We start from the raw sequence: 18493 nt of genomic DNA, 5'->3' as shown, positions 1-18493 counted from the left end.
TGCAGTGCCGCGCGCTCACATCCCGGTAGGAGAAAGACCCATGAGTGGTATCTGTGGCGCGGTCCTGCGTCCTGGACGGTGCGCAGCGGAACTGTCGCAGCACGTGCAAGCCATGAGTGTGACACCACGCCATCGTGACAGCGTGCCACCTGCGCCCTGGTGTGAAGAGGATGACGGCGTGGCACTGGCCCAGTTGCACGCCGGCCCGGCGCGGCATGGCTCGCCCCGCAGGTCCCGGTGCGGGCGCTACGTGCTGTGCATGGATGGCAGGTTGAACGTGCGCACCGCCCTTGAGCGCGAGTACGCCACGAGCGTCCATCCAGGTGCGGATGATGCGACCCTGCTGTTGCTGTCCATCGCGGCGCGCGGGGTGCAGCGTACGCTGCACGATTGCGATGGCACGCTTGCGCTGGCGGTATGGGACTGCCAGGACAAGGTGCTCTGGCTGGCCCGCGACCGGGTGGGGGCCCGTCCGCTCTATTACGGGTGGTGCCATGGCGACGTGTTGTTTGGCTCCAGTGTTACATCGCTGCACGGCTATCCCGGCTTTCAGGCGCCCATCAGTCGCGATGCACTCACCCTGTTGCTTCGCTATGGCTACATCCCCGCCCCGCACAGCATTCAACAGGGCATTTTCAAGGTTTCAGCGGGCTGCGTGGTCCGTCTCAACCTGGCCGCGCGCGAAGCCGGCGCAACTGCGCATGTCGATCACGCCGGAGGTCGCCGCTACTGGGATGCCCGAGAGGACATGTGCGCCGCGATCGACGAGCGGGCCTACTCAACACTGAGTTTCGACGATGCGACGGGAAAACTGGAGCTGCTCCTGCACCAGGCTGTCTCGCGATGCAGGCCTCACGGCGCTCCGGCGGCCGCATTTCTTTCCGGCGGGACCGATTCATCGCTGGTGACCGCCGTGCTGCAATCCCAATCCACGCTGCCGGTGGAGACCTTCACGGTCGGCTTCGATGATCTGCGTCATGACGAATCGGACTGGGCGGATCAAGTTGCTGGACGCCTGAGGACGCGGCATACCCGGCACATCCTGCGTTGGAACGAGGCTGCGGCGCTGGTGGCGTCCCTGCCGGACGTCTGGTGTGAGCCCTTTGCCGATGCCTCCCAGATGCCGACGCTGCTCGCGTGCGCGCTGGTCGCCAAAGACCACAGCAGCGTGTTCACCGGCGATGGGGGCGATGAACTCTTCCATGGCCATGGGGCCTATCAGCGGGCCCTGCGTAATGCGGCCTGGACGGCGCGCATGCCTACGCCCTTGCGGCGGATGCTGCAGCAATGGCCGCAGCGTGACGGGGAGCGTGCCCGGCTGGGGGGATGGCCCGCGCTGCGCTCGGAGCTGCAGGCAGACAGTCTGGAAGCACATTACCTGCTGCGCGTATCGCGGTGGCGCGATCCCTGCCGTGCCGTGCTGCATGCAAGTGAGCCTCTTACGCTCTTTACCGACTGCCAGCGCTGGCTCCCTGCGGGCGATCCGGCCGACCGCGTCCAGTACCTGGATTTCATGATGGATCTCGGCAACGGGATCATGACCAAGATCGATCGTGCCGGTGCCGCGCATGGGCTGGACACGCGCTCTCCACTACTCGATGCCGCCGTCGCACGCTTTGCCTGGTCGCTCCCCAGCCCGCTCAAATACGCCGGTGGCGAGCACAAGCGCATCCTCAAGCGGCTGTTGTGCCGGCATCTGCCGGAGCACCTGGTCCACCGTCCGAAAATGGGCTTCGGGCCACCCGTGGCGGCCTGGCTGGCCGGCCCACTGCTTCCGTGGGCCGACGCGCTGCTCGACGAGGAACGCCTGCGCCGGGAGGGGTACTTCGATGCGGCCGTGGTCGGGCGTATCTGGGCCGAATTCCGTGAGGGGCGGCGCAAGTGGCACACCCACCTGTGGCCGATCCTGATGTTCCAGGCGTGGCTGGAGCGCCATCGGCGCGCCATTGCCGAGGCCTGACCGCCGCCCAAAAAAAAGACCCGACAGAGGGAGGGTTCTGTCGGGTCTGGGATTGCGTGGGGGGAGGGACCCACGCAAATTCGATGTTGTCCGGCTCAGCCGCGGGTCTTGCCTGCGCTGGGCGTGGCGGCCGCGAACGGCTGCCGGGCGAGTTCGCCGAAGGCTTCGGAGGCCTTCAGCCCCAGACCGGCCACTTCCTGGCTGGCGCTGGTCCAACGGGCGAGGTTGTCACGTGCCAGTTGCGCGCCTTTGGGCAGCAGCGACTGCAGCGTGCCAGCATCCTGTGACTGCACCATTTCACCGAAGAACCCGCTGGTGGCGGTGATGTTCTTTTCCAGCGTCTTCAACTGCACCCCGAACATGCTCTCGGCATTCTCCAGTGCGAGCCGGTTGGCACGCGTGGCCGTGGCGGCCAACTGGCGGGTGTAGTCGCTGAAGGAATCGGTGAACGCGGACGCCATGGTCAGGACGGCTCGAGAACGTTGATGCAATGCAGCATACGCCGAAAATATTGCATTGCAACATTCCGTTGACGGTTGTCGTCCGGATTCAGTCGAATGTTTTACATATCAATGGGTTGCGCAGTGTTTCGGGCGGTAGCTTATGGCCCGGAGCCGGCCAGGGGCCGGCACTACCGCGCCGTATGATGCCCGCGTGCCATCGGATCAGCCCCGGTAGCGGCAGCCGGAGGTGCAGGTTTCGTGCACGGTGACTTCGCTCAGCTCGGGCAGGGCCGGCTTGAGTTCGTCCCAGATCCACATCGCCAGGCGCTCGCTGGTCGGGTTTTCCAGCCCGGGGATGTCGTTGAGGTAGTGGTGGTCCAGACGGTCGTAGATCGGCTGGAAAGCGGCTTTGACGTCGCCGAAGTCCATGATCCAGCCGGTCTGCTCGCCGGGCTCGCCTTCCACTTTGAGTTCCACCCGGAAGGAGTGGCCGTGCAGGCGCGCGCACTTATGGCCCACCGGGACGTTGGGGAGGTGGTGAGCGGCCTCGAGGGTAAAGACTTTGAAGATTTCCATGGCCGCATTGTAGCGGTGGGCTGGGGCTCCAGCAGGGGTCGGGCGTTAATTGTTGCTAACGAAAACATTTCCATCCGGATGAAGAGATGTTAGGTTCTCTTATATCCGTATGAAGAGATGTTATTGGCCGTGGTTCAGCCAGGCATGGACTACTGCGGAACTTGTCGTCCACCACCCCACTGAAGTTCATGCCCAAGCACACTCTTCTTGTAGCGGCGTTGTCCGTCGCTCTGGCAACGCCTTTGACCGCGTTCGCCGACGCCGCCCCCGATGCCGCCGCCACCGGCGACAGCAAGACCCTCGCCGCCGTGCGGGTCACCGGGTCCAACATCAAGCGCACGGATACCGAGTCGGCCAACCCGGTGCAGGTGATCGAGCGCCAGCAGCTGGAGGAGACTGGCAAGGCCACCGTCGCCGACCTGCTGCGCTCGATCTCGGCCAACACCGGCAACGCCGCCAACGAAACCACCAACAACGGGTGGGCCTCCGGTTCGGCCGGCATCGGCCTGCGCGGCCTGTCGCAGAAGAACACGCTGGTGCTGCTCAATGGCCGCCGCCTGGCCAACTACGGGTTCCCGGCCGGCGGCCTGTCGGACACCTTCGTCAACCTCAACGCGCTGCCGCTGGTTGCGGTGGAGCGCATCGAAGTGCTCAAGGACGGCGCCTCGGCCGTGTACGGTTCGGATGCCGTGGCCGGCGTGGTCAACATCATCACCCGGCAGAATTTCGAAGGTGCCGAACTCGGTGGCAGCCTGGGCACCGCCGATCAGGGCGGGCTGGACGAGCAGAACCTGAAGTTCATCGGCGGCATCGGTGATCTGGACACGGACGGCTACAACATCCTGGTCAGCCTGGAAGGCTACAACCGCGAGCGCCTGGACCAGGACCAGCGCGACCTGACCAAGTCCGGCATCTACACCGACAAGCCCGGCGGCCGCTGGAACGGCTGGTCGGCCAAGGGCGCACGCTATCTGGTCAATGGCACGTCGGTACCGATGCTCGATGCCAGCGGCAACTGCCCGGACGGCACCACCCTGGTCGCCAGCGCACCGATCGACGGCCTGGCCGGCAACACCTGCGGCTTCAACCAGGCGCCTTACACCACGCTGATCCCCTCGACCAAGCGCTACCAGGCCTACGTCAACGGCACCTTCCGGGTGAACGACAACGTCGAAGCGTTCGGCGAAGTGCTCTACAGCGACATCAAGGGCGTCTCCTGGTTCGGCAGCAGCCCGTTCTTCACCCTGGAAAGCGGCCGCTTCGCGCTCAACGCCGATACCGGGCTGGCCGAGCCGGTGTCGTCCAACCTGCCCGCCAGCAGCCCGTACAACCCGTATGGCCGCGCGGTGCCGATCGAGTACACCTTCTTCAACCTCGGTGCGACCATCAAGACCAACCGCTCGCAGGCCTACCGCGGCCTGGTCGGGCTGCGCGGCAGCCTGCAGAACTGGGATTGGGAAGTGGGTGCGTTCGGCGCCCGCAGCAGTGAGCGCGAGACCGTCTCCGGCGGCTTCGCCAACCGCTATGCGCTGGCCGATGCGCTCGCCACCGGCAGCTACAACCTGCTCAATCCGTCGGCAACCTCGCAGGACGTGCTCAACGCGATCAACATCAGCACGCTGCGCCCGGCCGAGTCGGTGCTGCAGGGCGTGGATGCCAAGATCTCCGGTGCGATCGGCCATACCTGGGCCGGCGAGATCGGGTTCGCCGCCGGTGCCGAATGGCGCCGCGAGAAGCTCGATTCCAACAACCCCTGGCAGATCGACGCGGGCCTGCAGATCCGCCCGGCGATCGCCGAGGTGCACGGTGAGCGCAAGGTCACCGCGGCCTATGCCGAAGTGAACGTGCCGCTGGCCGACCGCCTCGAACTGCAGGCCGCGGCGCGTGCCGATCACTACAGCGATTTCGGCGATGCGTTCTCGCCCAAGCTGAGCCTGCGCTGGCAGCCGTGGGACATCCTGCTGGTGCGTGCCGCCGCCTCCAAGGGCTTCCGCGCGCCGTCACTGTCGGAGAACTCCAACAGCACCAGCATCGCCTACGGCAGCGTGATCGATCCGCGCGACCCGGACGTGCCGGGCTCGCGGCAGAACCCGACCTTCTTCACTGTCGGCAACAACGATCTCAAGCCCGAGCGCACCAAGAGCTTCAATGCCGGCATCGTGCTCTCGCCGTGGTCCAACACCAGCCTGAGCGTGGACTACTACCGCATCGAGCTGGAAAACCTGGTGGGCACCAACAACACCCAGACCCTGGTCACCGACAACGTGCCGGGTGCGGTCAGCCGCGATGAGCGCGGCAAACTGCTGGCGGTGTTCAACCGCTACCAGAACCTGAGCGAGCTGAAGACCTCGGGCTTTGATGTCGAACTGCGCCAGCGCTTCCCGACCACGCAGGCCGGCGACTTCGGCCTGAGCACCGCCTTCACCCACGTGCGCGACTACAGCCGCCCCACCGTGGTCGGTGGCCCGCTGGTGGATTACGCCGGCAGCAACCTCGGCGCCACCCTGCCCAAGAACAAGGCCACCACCACCTTCGACTGGAGCTATGGCGACTTCCGCACCGCGCTGACCTGGTACTACACCAGCGGGTACGACCAGAAGGCCAGCGCCGCGGCCACTGCCGTGCAGGATCGGGTGGATGCGTACAACCAGTTCGATCTGTACCTGGGCTACACCGGTATCGACAAGCTGACCGTGTACGCGAAGATCCAGAACCTGGCCGATGAGGAACCGCCGTACGACGCCTCGTTCCCGGGCATCCGCGCGCCGTACGACTTCAGTCAGTACGACCTGCGTGGTCGCTACTTCACGGTCGGCTTCGACTACCGCTTCTGACCTCATCCACTGCACCGGAGCGTGCGTAGCCACAGGGCCGGAAGGAACCGGCCCGTCTTTCGGGGAATCGCTGTGTCTTTGCAACGTCGTCTGTTCTCTCCCATCGCCTGGGTGGCGCTGGTGCTGTCTGTGTTCGCTGCGCCTGTCTCCGCGCAGAGCGCGTACTTCTTTCCGGGCAGTGGTGATTTTGATCCCGCCGTGCCCACGCCCCAGCAGTTTCTCGGCTATGAGATCGGCAGCCGCTATACGCGGCACGACCAGCTGGTGGCCTACTTCAACGAACTGGCCAAACACTCGGACAAGATCAAGGTCGAAGAAATCGGCCGCAGCTACGAGGGCCGCCCGCTGCTGATTGCCACGGTGACCTCGGCGCAGAATCTCCAGAACCTGGACGCGCTGCGCCGCCAGCACGTCACCCTGGCCGATCCGGCGCAGCCGCTCTCGGCCGCCGGCAGCAGCCCGGTGGTGGTGTGGCTGGGCTACAGCGTGCACGGCAATGAAACCTCCAGCGGTGAAGCGGCGATGCTCACCGCCTACTACCTGGTCGCCAGCCGCAGCGCGGAGACCGCGCAGTGGCTGCAGCAGGCGGTGGTGCTGTTCGATCCGGCGCAGAACCCGGATGGGCGCGACCGCGCGGCGAGCTGGCACAACGCCTATGCATCCTCGCCTGCCTCGGCCGATCCGGCCGACAAGGAACATGTCGAACCGTTCCCGCAGGGCCGCACCAATCACTACTTCACCGATCTCAACCGCGACTGGCTGGCGCTGACCCAGCAGGACACGCGGCCGAAGATCGCCTATTTCCACCAGTGGTACCCCAACGTCCAGATCGATTTCCACGAGATGGGCAAGGACAGCACCTACTACTTCGAGCCGTCGCCGGCGAGCATGCACAGCCCGCTGATTCCGGCGGCATCGTATGACTTCAACAAGACCCTGGCCAAATACCACGCCCAGTCGCTGGATGCACTGGGCTCGCTGTATTACACCGGGGAGAACTTCGACAACTTCTCGCCGGTGTACGGCTCGACCTACCCGGACTTCCACGGTGCGGTCGGCGTGACCGTGGAGCAGGCCAGTTCCCGCGGCCGCGTGCAGGAATCGGTCAATGGCCTGCTGACCTTCGGCTTCACCATCCGCAATCAGGTCGCCACCGGACTGGGCACAGTGCGTGGCGCAGTGACCGAGCGCGACGGGCTGCTGAAGCTGCAGAAGGAGTTCTTCCAGTCCGCACTGAAGCAGGCCAACCAGCAGCCGGTGAAATCCTTCGTGTTTGGTGATGCCGCCGACCCGGGCTTGACCCAGCGGCTGCTGGATCTGCTGCTGCAGCACCAGATCACGGTGCAGGCGCTGACCGCCCCGGTCACCGTGGATGGGCTGCGCTTCGAGCCGGGCAGCGCGTACGTCATCCAGGCCGCGCAGCCGCAGTTCCGCCTCGTGCATTCGATCTTCGCCGACACCCCACCGATCAAGGGCGATGTGTTCTACGGCAGCACCTCCTACGCGATCGCGCCGGCCTACGGCATCGCCTTCGCCGCGAGCCGCAGCCGGATTGCCGGTGGCGAGCGCGTGGCCAGCGTGCCGGCCGCCAACGGTGGCGTGGTCGGCGGTCAAGCGGGCTACGCCTACGTGTTCGATTGGCGCGATTACAACGCCAGCCGCGCGCTGTATGCACTCCAGGCCAAGGGTGTGTTGACCCGTGCGGCCTTCCAGCCGTTCACCGCAGCCACCGCCCAGGGCGAGCAGTCATTCGGCTATGGCAGCGTGGTGGTGCCGGTCGCGGGCCAGCCGCTGGCCGGTGCCGAGCTGCTTGCCGCGGTCGATGCGGTCGCACGCAGCAGTGGGGTGCACATCCAGGCGCTGTCCAGCGGGCAGAGCCGTGGTGGCATCGATCTGGGCAGTGACAGCGTCAAGGCGCTGCGCAAACCGGCGGTGGCGCTGGTGATGGGCGAGGGCGTCAGTGCCACCGAGATCGGCTCGGCGTGGTTCCTGCTTGATCAGCACGTGCAGTTGCCGGCCAGCAAGATCGACCCGGCACAACTGGGCAAGATCACGCTGGACCGCTACACCACGATTGTCCTGGCCGGCGGTACCTATGCCGGCGTGGACGCCACCGCCGTGGCGGCGCTCAAGCGCTGGATCAACGCCGGTGGCTCGCTGATCACCTACGGCACGGCCGCGCGCTGGGCGATCGAGCAGAAGCTCAGCGACGAAGTGCTGGGGCCGGAGGAGAAGGAACCGGAAGCCGCACGACGTGCGTTCGGCGATCAGCGCGACATCGCGGCGATCGAACGGGTGAGTGGCAACATCCTCAGCGCGGACGTGGACAACACGCATCCGCTGGGCTTCGGCGTACCGCGTCGGCAGCTGGCGGTGAACAAGGAAAACGGCCTGAGCTTCCAGCCCAGCCGCAACCCCTTCTCCACCGTGGTGCGCATCGACGAGGCGCCCAAGGTCAACGGTTACCTCTCCGAGCGCAACCGCAGCCGGGTCGCCGGTGCCGCGTGGCTGGTGGTGTCGCCGCAGGGGCAGGGCAATGTGGTGCTGTTCGCCGATGATCCGGCGCACCGCAAGTACTGGCACGGCACCGAGCGCCTGCTGTTGAACGCGATCTTCTTCGGCAACCAGCTCAACCCGACCAAGCCGCGCGGCTGACACCCCGGGTACCGGTAGTGCCGCCCGCCGGCCGGCTCCGGACCGTTCCCACCGCGACGCGCCGCTCCGCCACACTCACCTGATGGCGGGGCTTCCAACCCCCAAACAACAGCCGACCAACGTCGGCTGTTTCCGTTTGTCAGACACCCATCACACCCCATGTGAAATTTCCGTATTGCGAATCATTCGCAATACGCATAGGATGGCGCCCGCCGGCTCGACCCGCAGCCGTCCCTCCAGGGGAACCACCATGAAGATCGTTCCGCTCACCGCTGCCCTGATGGCACTGGTGTTGGCCCCGGCCGTCCTCGCGCAGCCGGCCAGCAAGACCGCCACCGCCTCGCCGACCGCCACCGCTTTCCTCACGCAGTTCGCCACCGATGGGACCGACAGCGTCAGCTGGGCCCAGTTCGAGGCCTTCCGTAAACAGCGTTATGCCGAGACCGACCGCAACCACGACGGTCATGTCGACGAACAGGAATACGTCGACGAGTACCTGCAGCGCTTCGACGTGCGTCTGGCCGACGCACGCGCCGGCCATCTGCGCCAGACCGACACCCGCTTCAAGGCGTTGGACCGCGACAAGAACGGCGCGGTCAGCCGAGCCGAGTACGATGCCGCCGGCGAACGGACCTGGGCCGGCTACGAGACGTCGCAGAACGCCACGCAGGAGACCGCCGCGGCGTCTTCGCGCGATCCGCTGAAGATGCCGACCTCGCATACCGCCAACGGCATGCTGGAACTCTACGACCGCAACAAGGATGGCGCGGTGGATCGCGAGGAGTTCGACGCGGTGCGTGCAGCGAGCTTCGCCGCCACCGACACCGACGGCAACGGCACGCTGTCGCTGGCTGAGTACACCGCCGAATTCGAAGGCCGCCTGGACCAGCAGCGCCAGCGCGTGCGCGCCGATGCCGAGCGCCAGGCACGCGTGCGCTTCGCCTCGCTGGACAAGGACGCCGATGGCCGCATGACGTTCGCCGAGTACCAGCTCTCGGGCAAGCGCATGTTTGATCGTGCCGACAGCAACGGCGATGGCATCGTCGACGCACGCGATCCCGAGCCGGTTGCCGGCGCACACTCGGCCAACGGCAACCGCTAGCGGCCAGGACGTGCCGTGAACGTCCCACGTATCAGCCAACGATGATTCCGGCGCGCGATTCCCCGCGCGTCCTTGCGCCTCCCAGCCCCGCTCGGTCCACCGATCGCCGCAGCCAGGAACGGCCCGCCGCCAACCGCGGCGCTCACGCCATTCCCTACCTCTCCTGCGGAGCCTGATCATGACGTCGTCCCTCACCCTGCTGGCCATGGCGGTTGCCGCCAGCCTGTCCGTTACCGTGCACGCTGAAACCTTCAACGATGCCAGCACGCTGGATACCGTGCGTGTGCAGGCCGAGCGCGCCAGGAAAACGCGCTCGGCCAACCAGAACGTCACCGTGCTGACCGCGGCCGATCTCGACAACGAGATGGCCAACACGATGGAAGAGGCGATCCGCTACATCCCCGGTGTCAGCGTCGTGGACATGGGCCGCTTCGGCGATAACGGCTTCAACATCCGTGGCCTGGAAAGCGACCGCGTGGCGATCACCGTCGATGGCCTGAGCCTGGGTGAATCGGTGGAAACCGCGCGCTCCTACGAGTTCTTCCGCGGTGGCCGCGGCGACGTGGATATCGATACGCTCAAGAGCCTGGCGGTGATCAAGGGTGCCGATTCGATCAGCGCCGGCAGCGGCGCACTGGGGGGCGCGGTGGTGTTCACCACCAAGGACCCGGCTGACTATCTCAAGGCGAGCGGCAACGATACCCACCTCGGGTTCAAGGCGGGGTACTCCGGTGCCAACGACGAAACCATGGGCACGCTGACCTTCGCCAACCGCACCGGCATCGTCGAATCGATGCTGGTCTACACCCGTCGCGAAGGCCATGAATCCGAGTCGTGGTACGACACCACGAACGATCGCATCGGGGTCGGCCGCCGCACGCCGGACCCGGTCGACAGCACGCGCGACAACCTGCTCGGCAAGCTCGACCTGCAGCTGGACGACGCCAACACGCTGGGCTTCCTGTACGAGCGTGGCCGCGCCACCAACGACGTGGACAACCTGTCGCGCGTCTATGCACCGGGTTACTTGTCGCGCAAAGGCCATGACACCAACGATCGCGACCGCTACGGCGTGAACTACCAGTGGCGGGCCGACACCGCGCTGTTCGATACCCTGGATGCGCAGGTGGACCGCCAGGTGACCGACAGCCGTGGCATCACCACCATCGTGGCCGGCAGCGGCTGCCCGGGCGGTACTACGCCCTGCCTGCGCAGCGAGAACCGCTCGACCAAGCAGACGCTGGACCGCGCCGCGGCCGATTTCAGCAAGGTGTTCGCCACCGCCGGCGCGCGCCATGACGTCGTCTACGGCCTGGGCTGGCAGCAGCGCGACATCGACTTCACCGCGGTTGATACGCGCTGGAATGCGGCGGGCGCCGTGGCCTCGGTCGAGATCGATCCGCGCCAGGTCCCCAAGACCGATGTGACCGCCTGGAACCTGTACCTGCGCGACAGCGTGCAGCTGCTGGACGAACGGCTCACCCTCAGTGCCGGCGCACGCTATGACCGCTACGACTATTCGCCGCAGGTGGACGCCACCTTCGTGGATCGCACCGGCACCGTGCGCGATGTGAGCTTCGCCGCGCCGAGCTGGCAGGCCGGCGTCGAGTATCGCTTCCTGCCCGACCACGCGCTGTGGGCGCAGGTGGGTCGCGGCTTCCGTGCGCCGACCGTGGCGGACATGTATTCGCCGACCAGCGCCACCCAGGTGATCAATGCGCAGAATGGCCAACCGCTGCTGCTCAACGACACCGTGTCCAATCCGGACCTGGACGCAGAGAAGAGCCTGAATCTCGAGTTCGGCTACCGCTGGAGCACGGATCGGGCGCAGCTGGGCCTGTCGCTGTTCCGCGACCGCTACGAGAACTTCATCGAGTACACCAACCTGGCGCAGTCGGTGCCGGGTGGCTTCCGCACGACGGCGACCGGTCCGGTGCTGTACTCGCGCAACTACACGATGCCGACCAACGCGGGCGAAGTGACGGTCAAGGGGGTGGAACTGGAAGGACGCTGGCAGATCAGCGATGCCTGGTCCTCGCGCCTGGCCGCCTCGTACAGCGAAGGCGAGAAGCGCAACGGCGATCCGCTGGAGAGCATCGTGCCGGCCAGTGCCGTGCTGGGCGTGCGCTATGCACCGTCGCCGGTGTGGAACCTCACCGCCAGCGTGACCCATGCCGTGGCCAAGAAGGCCAAGGATGCCTACACCACCGATGCCACCACCGGCAGGGTCACCACCCCAGCCTTCGTCGACAAGGCCGACGGCTACACCGTGCTGGATCTGTACGGCACCTGGAACGTCACCCCACAGTGGAAGCTCAGTGCCGGCTTCTACAACCTGACCAACGAGGAATACTACCTCTGGCAGCGCGTACGCAACATCAACAAGGGCACCAACACGCTGTACGGCTACGTCAACGATGAAGGCATCGGCCGCTACAGCGAGCCGGGCCGCAATGCACGCATCACGGTGGCCTACAGCTTCTGAGGCAGAGACACAAAAAAAGGGCGACGCAGATGCGTCGCCCTTGTTGCGTTTCAGCGATGCCCGAAGGAATCAGCTGGCGCGACCGCCACCGCCGCCCTGGCTGCGACCGCCGCCGGTGTTGCCACCGCCACGGCGCTGGCCCTGCGGCTGGCCACCGCGCGGTGCACCGCGGCCGGCGCCATCACGCTGACCGCCACCGGCCTTCTTCGGGCCGGCATGGGCGTGGCGCGGGGCCTCGGCGTGCGGGCGACGTGCATGCTTGCGCGGCGAACGATCGCCACCCGGCAGTTCGGCCTTGCCCGGCGCGCTGTTGCCCCAGCGGATCGGGGTCTGCGGCTCGAAGCCCGGCACGTCGCGGATGTCCATGTCCTTGTCGAGCAGGCGCACGATCTGGCGCAGCAGCTTGGCTTCGTCCTGCGCCACCAGCGAGATCGCCTGGCCGGTCGAGCCGTTACGACCGGTACGGCCGATGCGGTGCACGTAATCCTCGGCCACCATCGGCAGGTCATAGTTGATGACCTTCGGCAGCTCGTTGATGTCGATACCACGCGCGGCGATGTCGGTGGCGACCAGCACGGTCACGCGGCCGGCCTTGAAGTCGCCCAGCGCACGCAGGCGCTGGCCCTGGCTCTTGTTGCCGTGGATCGCCGCGGTCTTGATGCCGGACTTGTCCAGGAACATGGCCAGCTTGTCGCAGCCGTGCTTGGTACGGCCGAACACCAGGGTCTGCTCACGGCTGTCCTGGGCCAGAAGATGCAGCAGCAGCTCGCGCTTGCGCGGGCCATCGACCGGGTGCACGCGGTGGCTGATGTTCTCGGCAACGGTGTTCTTCGGCGTGACCTGGATCTGCTCCGGGTTGCGCATGAACTCCAGCGCCAGCTGCTTGATGCTCTCTTCGAAGGTCGCCGAGAACAGCAGGGTCTGGCGGTTCTGGCGCGGCAGCTTGGCGAGGATCTTCTTGATCGACGGCAGGAAGCCCATGTCGAGCATGCGGTCGGCTTCGTCCAGCACCAGGATTTCGATGCCGGAGAGGTCGACGCTGCGACGCTCGATGTGATCGATCAGGCGGCCCGGGCAGGCGACCAGCAGGTCCACGCCACGGCGCAGCACGTCGAACTGGTTGCCCATGCCGACGCCGCCGTAGATGCAGGCGCTCGGGATCCGCAGGTACTTGCTGTAGCCGCGCAGGCTGTCATGCACCTGGGTGGCCAGCTCGCGGGTCGGGGTCAGCACCAGTGCACGCGGGCGGCGCGGGCCATCGACGGCCTGCGGGTTGGTGCCCAGGTGCTGCAGCAGCGGCAGGCCGAACGCGGCGGTCTTGCCGGTACCGGTCTGTGCGCCGGCCAGCAGGTCGCGGCCTTCCAGGGCGAGCGGGATGGCCTGCTCCTGGATCGGGGTGGGGGTTTCGTAGCCCTGCTCGGCCAACGCGCGCAGCAGGAACGGGGCGAGGCCCAAGGATTCAAAAGACATCGGGTGGAAGCTCCAAAGACAAAGTAACGCCAGGCCGAATGGCCGGACGCGAGGCAGATCAATGTGATCGGCTGACTCGGAGCGTTCCCGTAAACCGCGCTGCGAGAATTGGGTGCAGTCGACGCGGTGCGCAGACTGGAATGCATGACGAATGGCGTCGGAGTGGGGGCGGGCGACGGATCGTTTGATCCATATCGCCGGCGATCCCGAAGGGAAACGGACGGCCGCTGCAGACCCGGATAGTCTAACGGATGTTTGAGACCCATACCAAACCCCCCTGTTCAGCTTGGGAGGATCTGCGGACGTATCCGGATCTGCCCGGGACCCCTAGCAATCCGTAGCGACCGGCCGTTGGCCGGGCGGCCTTCGCAAGCGACACCGTCAGCATCATTCGCATGAGCTATCGTCGTTCTGGCGCAGTGCGACTTGGATTGACCGCGCATTTGATTACACTTGAAACCTATTTTCGCGATCCCGGATACCCACCCATGAAGCTTGGTTCTTTGAAGGAAGGCGGCCGCGACGGCACCCTGATCGTGGTCTCGCGCGATCTGCGCCAAGGCGTGCGCGCCACCGGCATCGCCGTGACCCTGCAGCAGGCACTGGAAGACTGGAGTCACCTGGCGCCGCGCCTGAACGCCCTGTATGAATCGCTGAACGACGGCGACGCCGACGGCGTGTTCGATATCGACCTGCAGGCACTGGCCGCCCCGCTGCCGCGTTCCTATGAGTTCGTCGACGGCAGCGCCTACCTGCCGCACGTGGCCCGCGTGCGCCGCGCCCGTGGCGCCGAGGTGCCGGAAAGCTTCTACACCGATCCGCTGATGTACCAGGCCACCAGCGCTGGCTTTTACGGCCCGCGCGATGCGGTCAAGGTGGTCAGCGAGGACTACGGCATCGATCTGGAAGCCGAACTGGTGGTGATCACCGACGACGTGCCGATGGCCGTGACCCCGGAGCAGGCGGCCGGCCACATCCAGCTGATCGGCCTGGTCAACGATGTCTCGCTGCGCAACCTGATCCCGGGCGAGCTGGCCAAGGGCTTCGGCTTCCTGCAGTCCAAGCCGCGTTCGGCGCTGTCGCCGGTGTTCGTCACCCCGGATGAGCTGGGCGAGGCCTGGCAGGACAGCAAGGTCCACCTGCCGCTGGTCACGCACATCAATGGCACCTGGTTCGGCGCGCCGGAAGCAGGCGTGGACATGCAGTTCAACTTCGCCCAGCTGGTCGCGCATGCGGCCAGGACCCGCCCGCTGGGCGCCGGTGCGATCGTCGGCTCGGGCACCATCGCCAACGAAGACACCAGCAAGGGCGCCTCCTGCTTCGCCGAACAGCGCACCGTGGAAACCCTGCGCGACGGCAAGCCGAGCACCCCGTTCATGTCCTTCGGTGATGTGGTGCGGATCGAGATGTTCGACGCGGCCGGCGAGAGCATCTTCGGTGCGATCGAGCAGCGCATCGAGCAGGCGGCCAAGCCCTGATCGCGGGGGCGGAGACCGTCATGGAACCGATCGAACTCTTCAGTTACTGGCGGTCCAGCGCGGCCTACCGCGTGCGCATCGGGCTGAACCTCAAGGGCCTGCCGCACCGGATCACCCCGGTGCACCTGGTCCGCGAGGGCGGGGAGCAGCACAGCGCGGCCTATGCCGCGCTCAACCCGCAGGAACTGGTGCCGACGCTGCGCCATGGCGAGCGGGTGCTGCAGCAGTCGATGGCGATCCTGGACTACCTGGACGAGGTGTTTCCGGCCACGCCGTTGCTGCCCGGCGATGCCGAGGGCAGGGCGCGCGTGCGTGCGCTGGCCCAGCTGGTGGCCTGTGACATCCACCCGCTGAACAACCTGCGGGTGATGCAGTTCCTGGAGCGCACCTTGCAGGCCAGCGCCGAGGCGCGCACGCAATGGACGCTGCACTGGATGGCGGAGGGGCTGGCGGCGATGGAAACGCTGCTGGCCGGCCATGCCGCGACGGGGACGTTCTGCCATGGCGAGCAGCCCGGGCTGGCCGATGCCTGCCTGGTGCCGCAGCTGTACAACGCGCACCGGTTCGGCCTGGCGCTGGCGCCGTACCCGACCCTGCAGCGGATCGAGGTGGCGTGCCTGGCGTTGCCGGCATTCGACGCGGCGCGGCCGGAGAACCAGATCGACGCAGGGTGAGGGGCAGGCATCGACCGTTGCTCGATGCGCCGTGTCAATTGCCCCCACCAACGGTGGGGCCTACACCGTCAGAACCCGTGCGTGATCGCCGGTGCCGAGCTGGCTGAGTAATCCGCGTACGGATCGTGCTCGTTGCCGCCCTCGGACAGCCGGAACTTCAGCGCCAGGCCATCGCGCGAGTCGGCCGCGCGCAGCGCCTCCTCCTGCTCGATGATGCCGTTCTTGGCCATCCGGAACAGGCACTGGTCGAAGCTCTCCATGCCTTCTTCCAGCGAGGCTTCCATCGCCGCCTTGATCTCGTGCACCTGGCCGCGGCGCAGCAGGTCGCGGATCATCGGGGTGTTGATCAGCACCTCGGTGGCCGGCAGGCGGCGCCCGTCCTTGCCCTTGACCAGGCGCTGGGAGACCACCGCGCGCAGGTTCAGCGAGAGGTTCATCAGCACGTTGCGGTGCGCGCTCTCAGGGAAGAAGTTGAGGATGCGCTCGATGGTCTGGTCGGCGTTGTTGGAGTGCAGGGTGGCCAGGCACAGGTGCCCGGTTTCGGCGAAGGCGATCGCCGCTTCCATGGTTTCCGCATCCAGGATTTCGCCGATCAGGATGACATCGGGCGCTTCACGCATCGCGTTCTTCAGCGCGTGGTGGAAGGTATGTGTGTCCAGCCCGACCTCGCGCTGGTTCACGATCGACATCTTGTGCTTGTGCAGGTACTCGATCGGGTCCTCGATGGTGAGGATGTGCCCGGTCGTTGTGCTGTTGCGGTGGTCGATCATCGAGGCCAGCGAGGTGGACTTGCCCGAGCCGGTCGAGCCGACCACCAGCACCAGCCCGCGCGGGGTCATGATGACGTCCTTGAGCACCTGCGGCAGGTTGAGCTCTTCGATGCTGGGGATCTTGCTGCGGATCGCACGGATCACCATGCCGACCTCGCCGCGCTGCTTGAACACGTTGACGCGGAAGCGCCCGGCATCGGGCAGGGCAATGGCCATGTTGAGCTCGAGCTCGCGCTCGAACTGCGGGGCCTGGCCTTCATCCATCAACGAGTAGGCGATCTTCTTGACCATCCCGGGCGGCAGCCCGGTATTGCCCAGCGGATAGAGTTTCCCCTCGATCTTGATGTATACCGGTGCTCCGGTCGTCAAGAACATGTCCGACGCGTTCTTTTCGGTCATCAGCTTCAGGAAATAGCCGATATCCATGCGAAATGTTTCCCCAACAATCAGCGGCTTGCCATTGCAAGCGCACCGCAGGCTTCCGACAATGGCCGTGCACACAACTTCTGGCGACGGCACCCCCAATGAAACCTAGCTTCGCACAAATACGACGGGCCCTGTATGTGACGGTGTGCGCATTCGCGCTCTCTGGTGCCGCACAAGCGCAGGATGGCGCCCTGGAACTGATGCAGGCCCGGCAGGCGGTCGACAAGGCCACCCAGGCCGATGCCGACCAGTACGCCCCGGACCTGATCGCCGTGGCCCGCCAAGGGCTCGAGCAGGCCCAGCGTGCCGCTGGCGACCGCCGGGAGCGCAAGAACGCGCCGATGCTGGCCGTTCGCGCCACCGTCGATGCCGACCTGGCCCGCGCCCGCAGCGAAGAAGCCACCGCCACCGCCCAGCTGCAGCTGCGCCGCAATGAAGTCAGCCAGCTGCAGCGCCAGCTCGCCACCGGGGAAGACCGCTGATGATGTCCACCAAGATGCGCCTGCCCTGCCTGCTGCTGGCCGCCAGCCTGAGCCTGCCGGTGCTGGTCCAGGCCGCCGATGACCCGGCCGTGGCCCAGCTGACCCAGCGCCTGATGGCGATCCAGGCCAATCCGGATGCGGCCCAGCTGGCCGCCTTCGAGCGCCTGCAGGCCCAGCAGGCCGTGGCCGATCTGGCCAAGGCCAAGCGCCGGGATCTGGACCAGGCCCGCTACCTGGCCGAGCGCCGGGTCGAGATCGCCGAAACCAGCGTCCGCGCCGCCCTGGCCCAGCGTGAGGTCGATCAGCTTGAACGCACCCGCAGCGAGCTGCTGATCGAAGCCAGCCGCCGCGACGCCCAGCGGGCCCGCCAGGAAGCCGAGCGCCTGCGCGTGCAGGCCCAGATCCAGGCCGAGGAAAGCGAACGCCTGCGCCAGGCGGCCGAACAGGAAGCCCTGGCCCGCCAGGACGCCGAAACCGCGCTGACCAGCGTGGCCGGCAAGCAGACCGCCCGCCTGAGCGCGGCCCAGCAGAACGCGGCCAAGCTGGCCCGCGAAGAAGCCGAGCTGGTGGCAGGCAGCAAGCTGCCGGGCTCCAAATTCGACAGCCGTGGCGAAGTATTCACCTTCAATGGCGACGCCTTCGCAGCCGGCAAGGGCAGCCTGTCCGGCGGCGCCAAGGGCCAGGCCAAGGCCTTGGCCGAGTACCTGAACATCGGCAAGAAGGGCCGGGTCCGGATCGAGGCGTACGACGCTGCGGCCGGTGTCGGGCAGCAGCGCGCCGAGGCGCTGCGCGATGCGCTCGTGGCTGCCGGTGTCAGTGCCAGCCGGCTGCAGGTCAGCGGCAAGAAGGCCGCCGCGACCAAGGCCCGCTCGGCGGAGGTCATCATCGCGCCCTGATGCCGGGCCGGTGCTGCGTCATGATCGGGGGTCATGACGCAACTGGTTGTTTTTGTTTAATTTTCGTTGTTCTGCGCGTTCAGCCTGAACCCTGCTTAGGCGGGGTCGACGATATCGTTTGAAAGGGTTGAACCGGCCCCGAAGCAAGCGTAGGGTCAGTTGTCCGGGTCGCCTTCCGCGGCCCGGACGATAGGAGGGCCGGCAATGCACCAGCGCCACGAATCACAGCAGTCGCAGGTCCA

At 66.4% G+C, this 18493-nt stretch carries 13 protein-coding genes; 9 read left to right on the top strand and 4 right to left on the bottom strand.

Translation table 11 applies throughout. The annotated features are described in order from the left end of the window. Nucleotides 1-40 precede the first annotated feature (40 nt). A complete protein-coding gene (locus AC1DIQ_RS14775; protein ID WP_478050292.1) occupies nt 41-1960 on the top strand; it encodes an asparagine synthetase B family protein in 1920 nt (639 codons plus the stop codon). A 95-nt stretch (nt 1961-2055) separates the two neighbouring features. Here AC1DIQ_RS14775 and AC1DIQ_RS14770 read toward each other — a convergent pair whose 3' ends face one another. Together AC1DIQ_RS14770 and queD are read right to left on the bottom strand one after the other, a co-directional pair. Next, nucleotides 2056-2421, bottom strand: coding sequence for a phasin family protein (locus tag AC1DIQ_RS14770; RefSeq protein ID WP_121042509.1), 366 nt, complete (start codon nt 2419-2421; stop codon nt 2056-2058). 204 nt (nt 2422-2625) lie between these two features. Continuing rightward, nucleotides 2626-2979 carry a 6-carboxytetrahydropterin synthase QueD gene (queD, locus tag AC1DIQ_RS14765; RefSeq protein ID WP_152153074.1) on the bottom strand — a complete coding sequence of 118 codons (354 nt, stop codon included), beginning with the start codon at nt 2977-2979 and terminating at the stop codon, nt 2626-2628. A gap of 188 nt (nt 2980-3167) precedes the next feature. Between queD and AC1DIQ_RS14760 the strand changes: the two genes are divergently transcribed. From AC1DIQ_RS14760 to AC1DIQ_RS14745, 4 genes are all read left to right on the top strand, one after another. Further along, on the top strand, nt 3168-5813 hold the full coding sequence (locus tag AC1DIQ_RS14760) for a TonB-dependent receptor (RefSeq protein ID WP_478050351.1): 2646 nt from the start codon (nt 3168-3170) through the stop codon (nt 5811-5813). 72 nt (nt 5814-5885) lie between these two features. Continuing rightward, nucleotides 5886-8468, top strand: coding sequence for a M14 family zinc carboxypeptidase (locus tag AC1DIQ_RS14755; RefSeq protein ID WP_478050291.1), 2583 nt, complete (start codon nt 5886-5888; stop codon nt 8466-8468). 250 nt (nt 8469-8718) lie between these two features. After that, entirely contained in the window at nt 8719-9570 is an 852-nt protein-coding gene (locus AC1DIQ_RS14750) for an EF-hand domain-containing protein (protein ID WP_478050290.1), read from the top strand. Between the two features lie 178 nt (nt 9571-9748). Beyond that, nucleotides 9749-12055, top strand: coding sequence for a TonB-dependent hemoglobin/transferrin/lactoferrin family receptor (locus AC1DIQ_RS14745; RefSeq protein ID WP_478050289.1), 2307 nt, complete (start codon nt 9749-9751; stop codon nt 12053-12055). Between the two features lie 69 nt (nt 12056-12124). On the opposite strand, the gene AC1DIQ_RS14740 is transcribed toward AC1DIQ_RS14745, so the two are convergent. Beyond that, nucleotides 12125-13525, bottom strand: a complete 1401-nt coding sequence (locus tag AC1DIQ_RS14740) for a DEAD/DEAH box helicase (protein ID WP_259261745.1) — start codon at nt 13523-13525, stop codon at nt 12125-12127. Between the two features lie 488 nt (nt 13526-14013). Between AC1DIQ_RS14740 and AC1DIQ_RS14735 the strand changes: the two genes are divergently transcribed. Then, nucleotides 14014-15003 (top strand): fumarylacetoacetate hydrolase family protein, encoded by a 990-nt coding sequence (locus AC1DIQ_RS14735; RefSeq protein ID WP_121042521.1) that lies wholly within the window; start codon nt 14014-14016, stop codon nt 15001-15003. Between the two features lie 20 nt (nt 15004-15023). Next, nucleotides 15024-15677, top strand: coding sequence for a maleylacetoacetate isomerase (gene maiA, locus AC1DIQ_RS14730; RefSeq protein WP_282259203.1), 654 nt, complete (start codon nt 15024-15026; stop codon nt 15675-15677). Between the two features lie 68 nt (nt 15678-15745). Here the strand turns inward: maiA and AC1DIQ_RS14725 are convergent, their stop codons facing one another. Then, nucleotides 15746-16873 carry a PilT/PilU family type 4a pilus ATPase gene (locus AC1DIQ_RS14725; protein WP_121042525.1) on the bottom strand — a complete coding sequence of 376 codons (1128 nt, stop codon included), beginning with the start codon at nt 16871-16873 and terminating at the stop codon, nt 15746-15748. Nucleotides 16874-16971: 98 nt separating this feature from the next. On the opposite strand from AC1DIQ_RS14725, the gene AC1DIQ_RS14720 reads away from it, so the two are divergent. Together AC1DIQ_RS14720 and AC1DIQ_RS14715 are read left to right on the top strand one after the other, a co-directional pair. Continuing rightward, nucleotides 16972-17355, top strand: a complete 384-nt coding sequence (locus AC1DIQ_RS14720; protein ID WP_183073797.1) for a DUF4398 domain-containing protein — start codon at nt 16972-16974, stop codon at nt 17353-17355. Between the two features lie 14 nt (nt 17356-17369). Next, nucleotides 17370-18251, top strand: coding sequence for a coiled-coil domain-containing protein (locus AC1DIQ_RS14715; RefSeq protein ID WP_282259245.1), 882 nt, complete (start codon nt 17370-17372; stop codon nt 18249-18251). Nucleotides 18252-18493: the final 242 nt, after the last annotated feature.

Source organism: Stenotrophomonas sp. 05L413 (genome assembly GCF_056397945.1).
The sequence above is the reverse complement of the archived record's forward strand: the minus strand, read 5'-3'. Positions and strand labels throughout refer to the sequence as shown.

Excerpts from the sequence above, each read along its gene's own strand:
- AC1DIQ_RS14725 (WP_121042525.1), bottom strand. The coding sequence starts at position 16,873 with ATGGATATCGGCTATTTCCTGAAGCTGATGACCGAAAAGAACGCGTCG.
- AC1DIQ_RS14735 (WP_121042521.1), top strand. The coding sequence starts at position 14,014 with ATGAAGCTTGGTTCTTTGAAGGAAGGCGGCCGCGACGGCACCCTGATC.
- AC1DIQ_RS14740 (WP_259261745.1), bottom strand. The coding sequence starts at position 13,525 with ATGTCTTTTGAATCCTTGGGCCTCGCCCCGTTCCTGCTGCGCGCGTTG.
- AC1DIQ_RS14770 (WP_121042509.1), bottom strand. The coding sequence starts at position 2,421 with ATGGCGTCCGCGTTCACCGATTCCTTCAGCGACTACACCCGCCAGTTG.
- AC1DIQ_RS14750 (WP_478050290.1), top strand. The coding sequence starts at position 8,719 with ATGAAGATCGTTCCGCTCACCGCTGCCCTGATGGCACTGGTGTTGGCC.
- AC1DIQ_RS14715 (WP_282259245.1), top strand. The coding sequence starts at position 17,370 with ATGCGCCTGCCCTGCCTGCTGCTGGCCGCCAGCCTGAGCCTGCCGGTG.
- AC1DIQ_RS14745 (WP_478050289.1), top strand. The coding sequence starts at position 9,749 with ATGACGTCGTCCCTCACCCTGCTGGCCATGGCGGTTGCCGCCAGCCTG.
- queD (WP_152153074.1), bottom strand. The coding sequence starts at position 2,979 with ATGGAAATCTTCAAAGTCTTTACCCTCGAGGCCGCTCACCACCTCCCC.
- AC1DIQ_RS14775 (WP_478050292.1), top strand. The coding sequence starts at position 41 with ATGAGTGGTATCTGTGGCGCGGTCCTGCGTCCTGGACGGTGCGCAGCG.
- AC1DIQ_RS14720 (WP_183073797.1), top strand. The coding sequence starts at position 16,972 with ATGAAACCTAGCTTCGCACAAATACGACGGGCCCTGTATGTGACGGTG.
- AC1DIQ_RS14760 (WP_478050351.1), top strand. The coding sequence starts at position 3,168 with ATGCCCAAGCACACTCTTCTTGTAGCGGCGTTGTCCGTCGCTCTGGCA.
- maiA (WP_282259203.1), top strand. The coding sequence starts at position 15,024 with ATGGAACCGATCGAACTCTTCAGTTACTGGCGGTCCAGCGCGGCCTAC.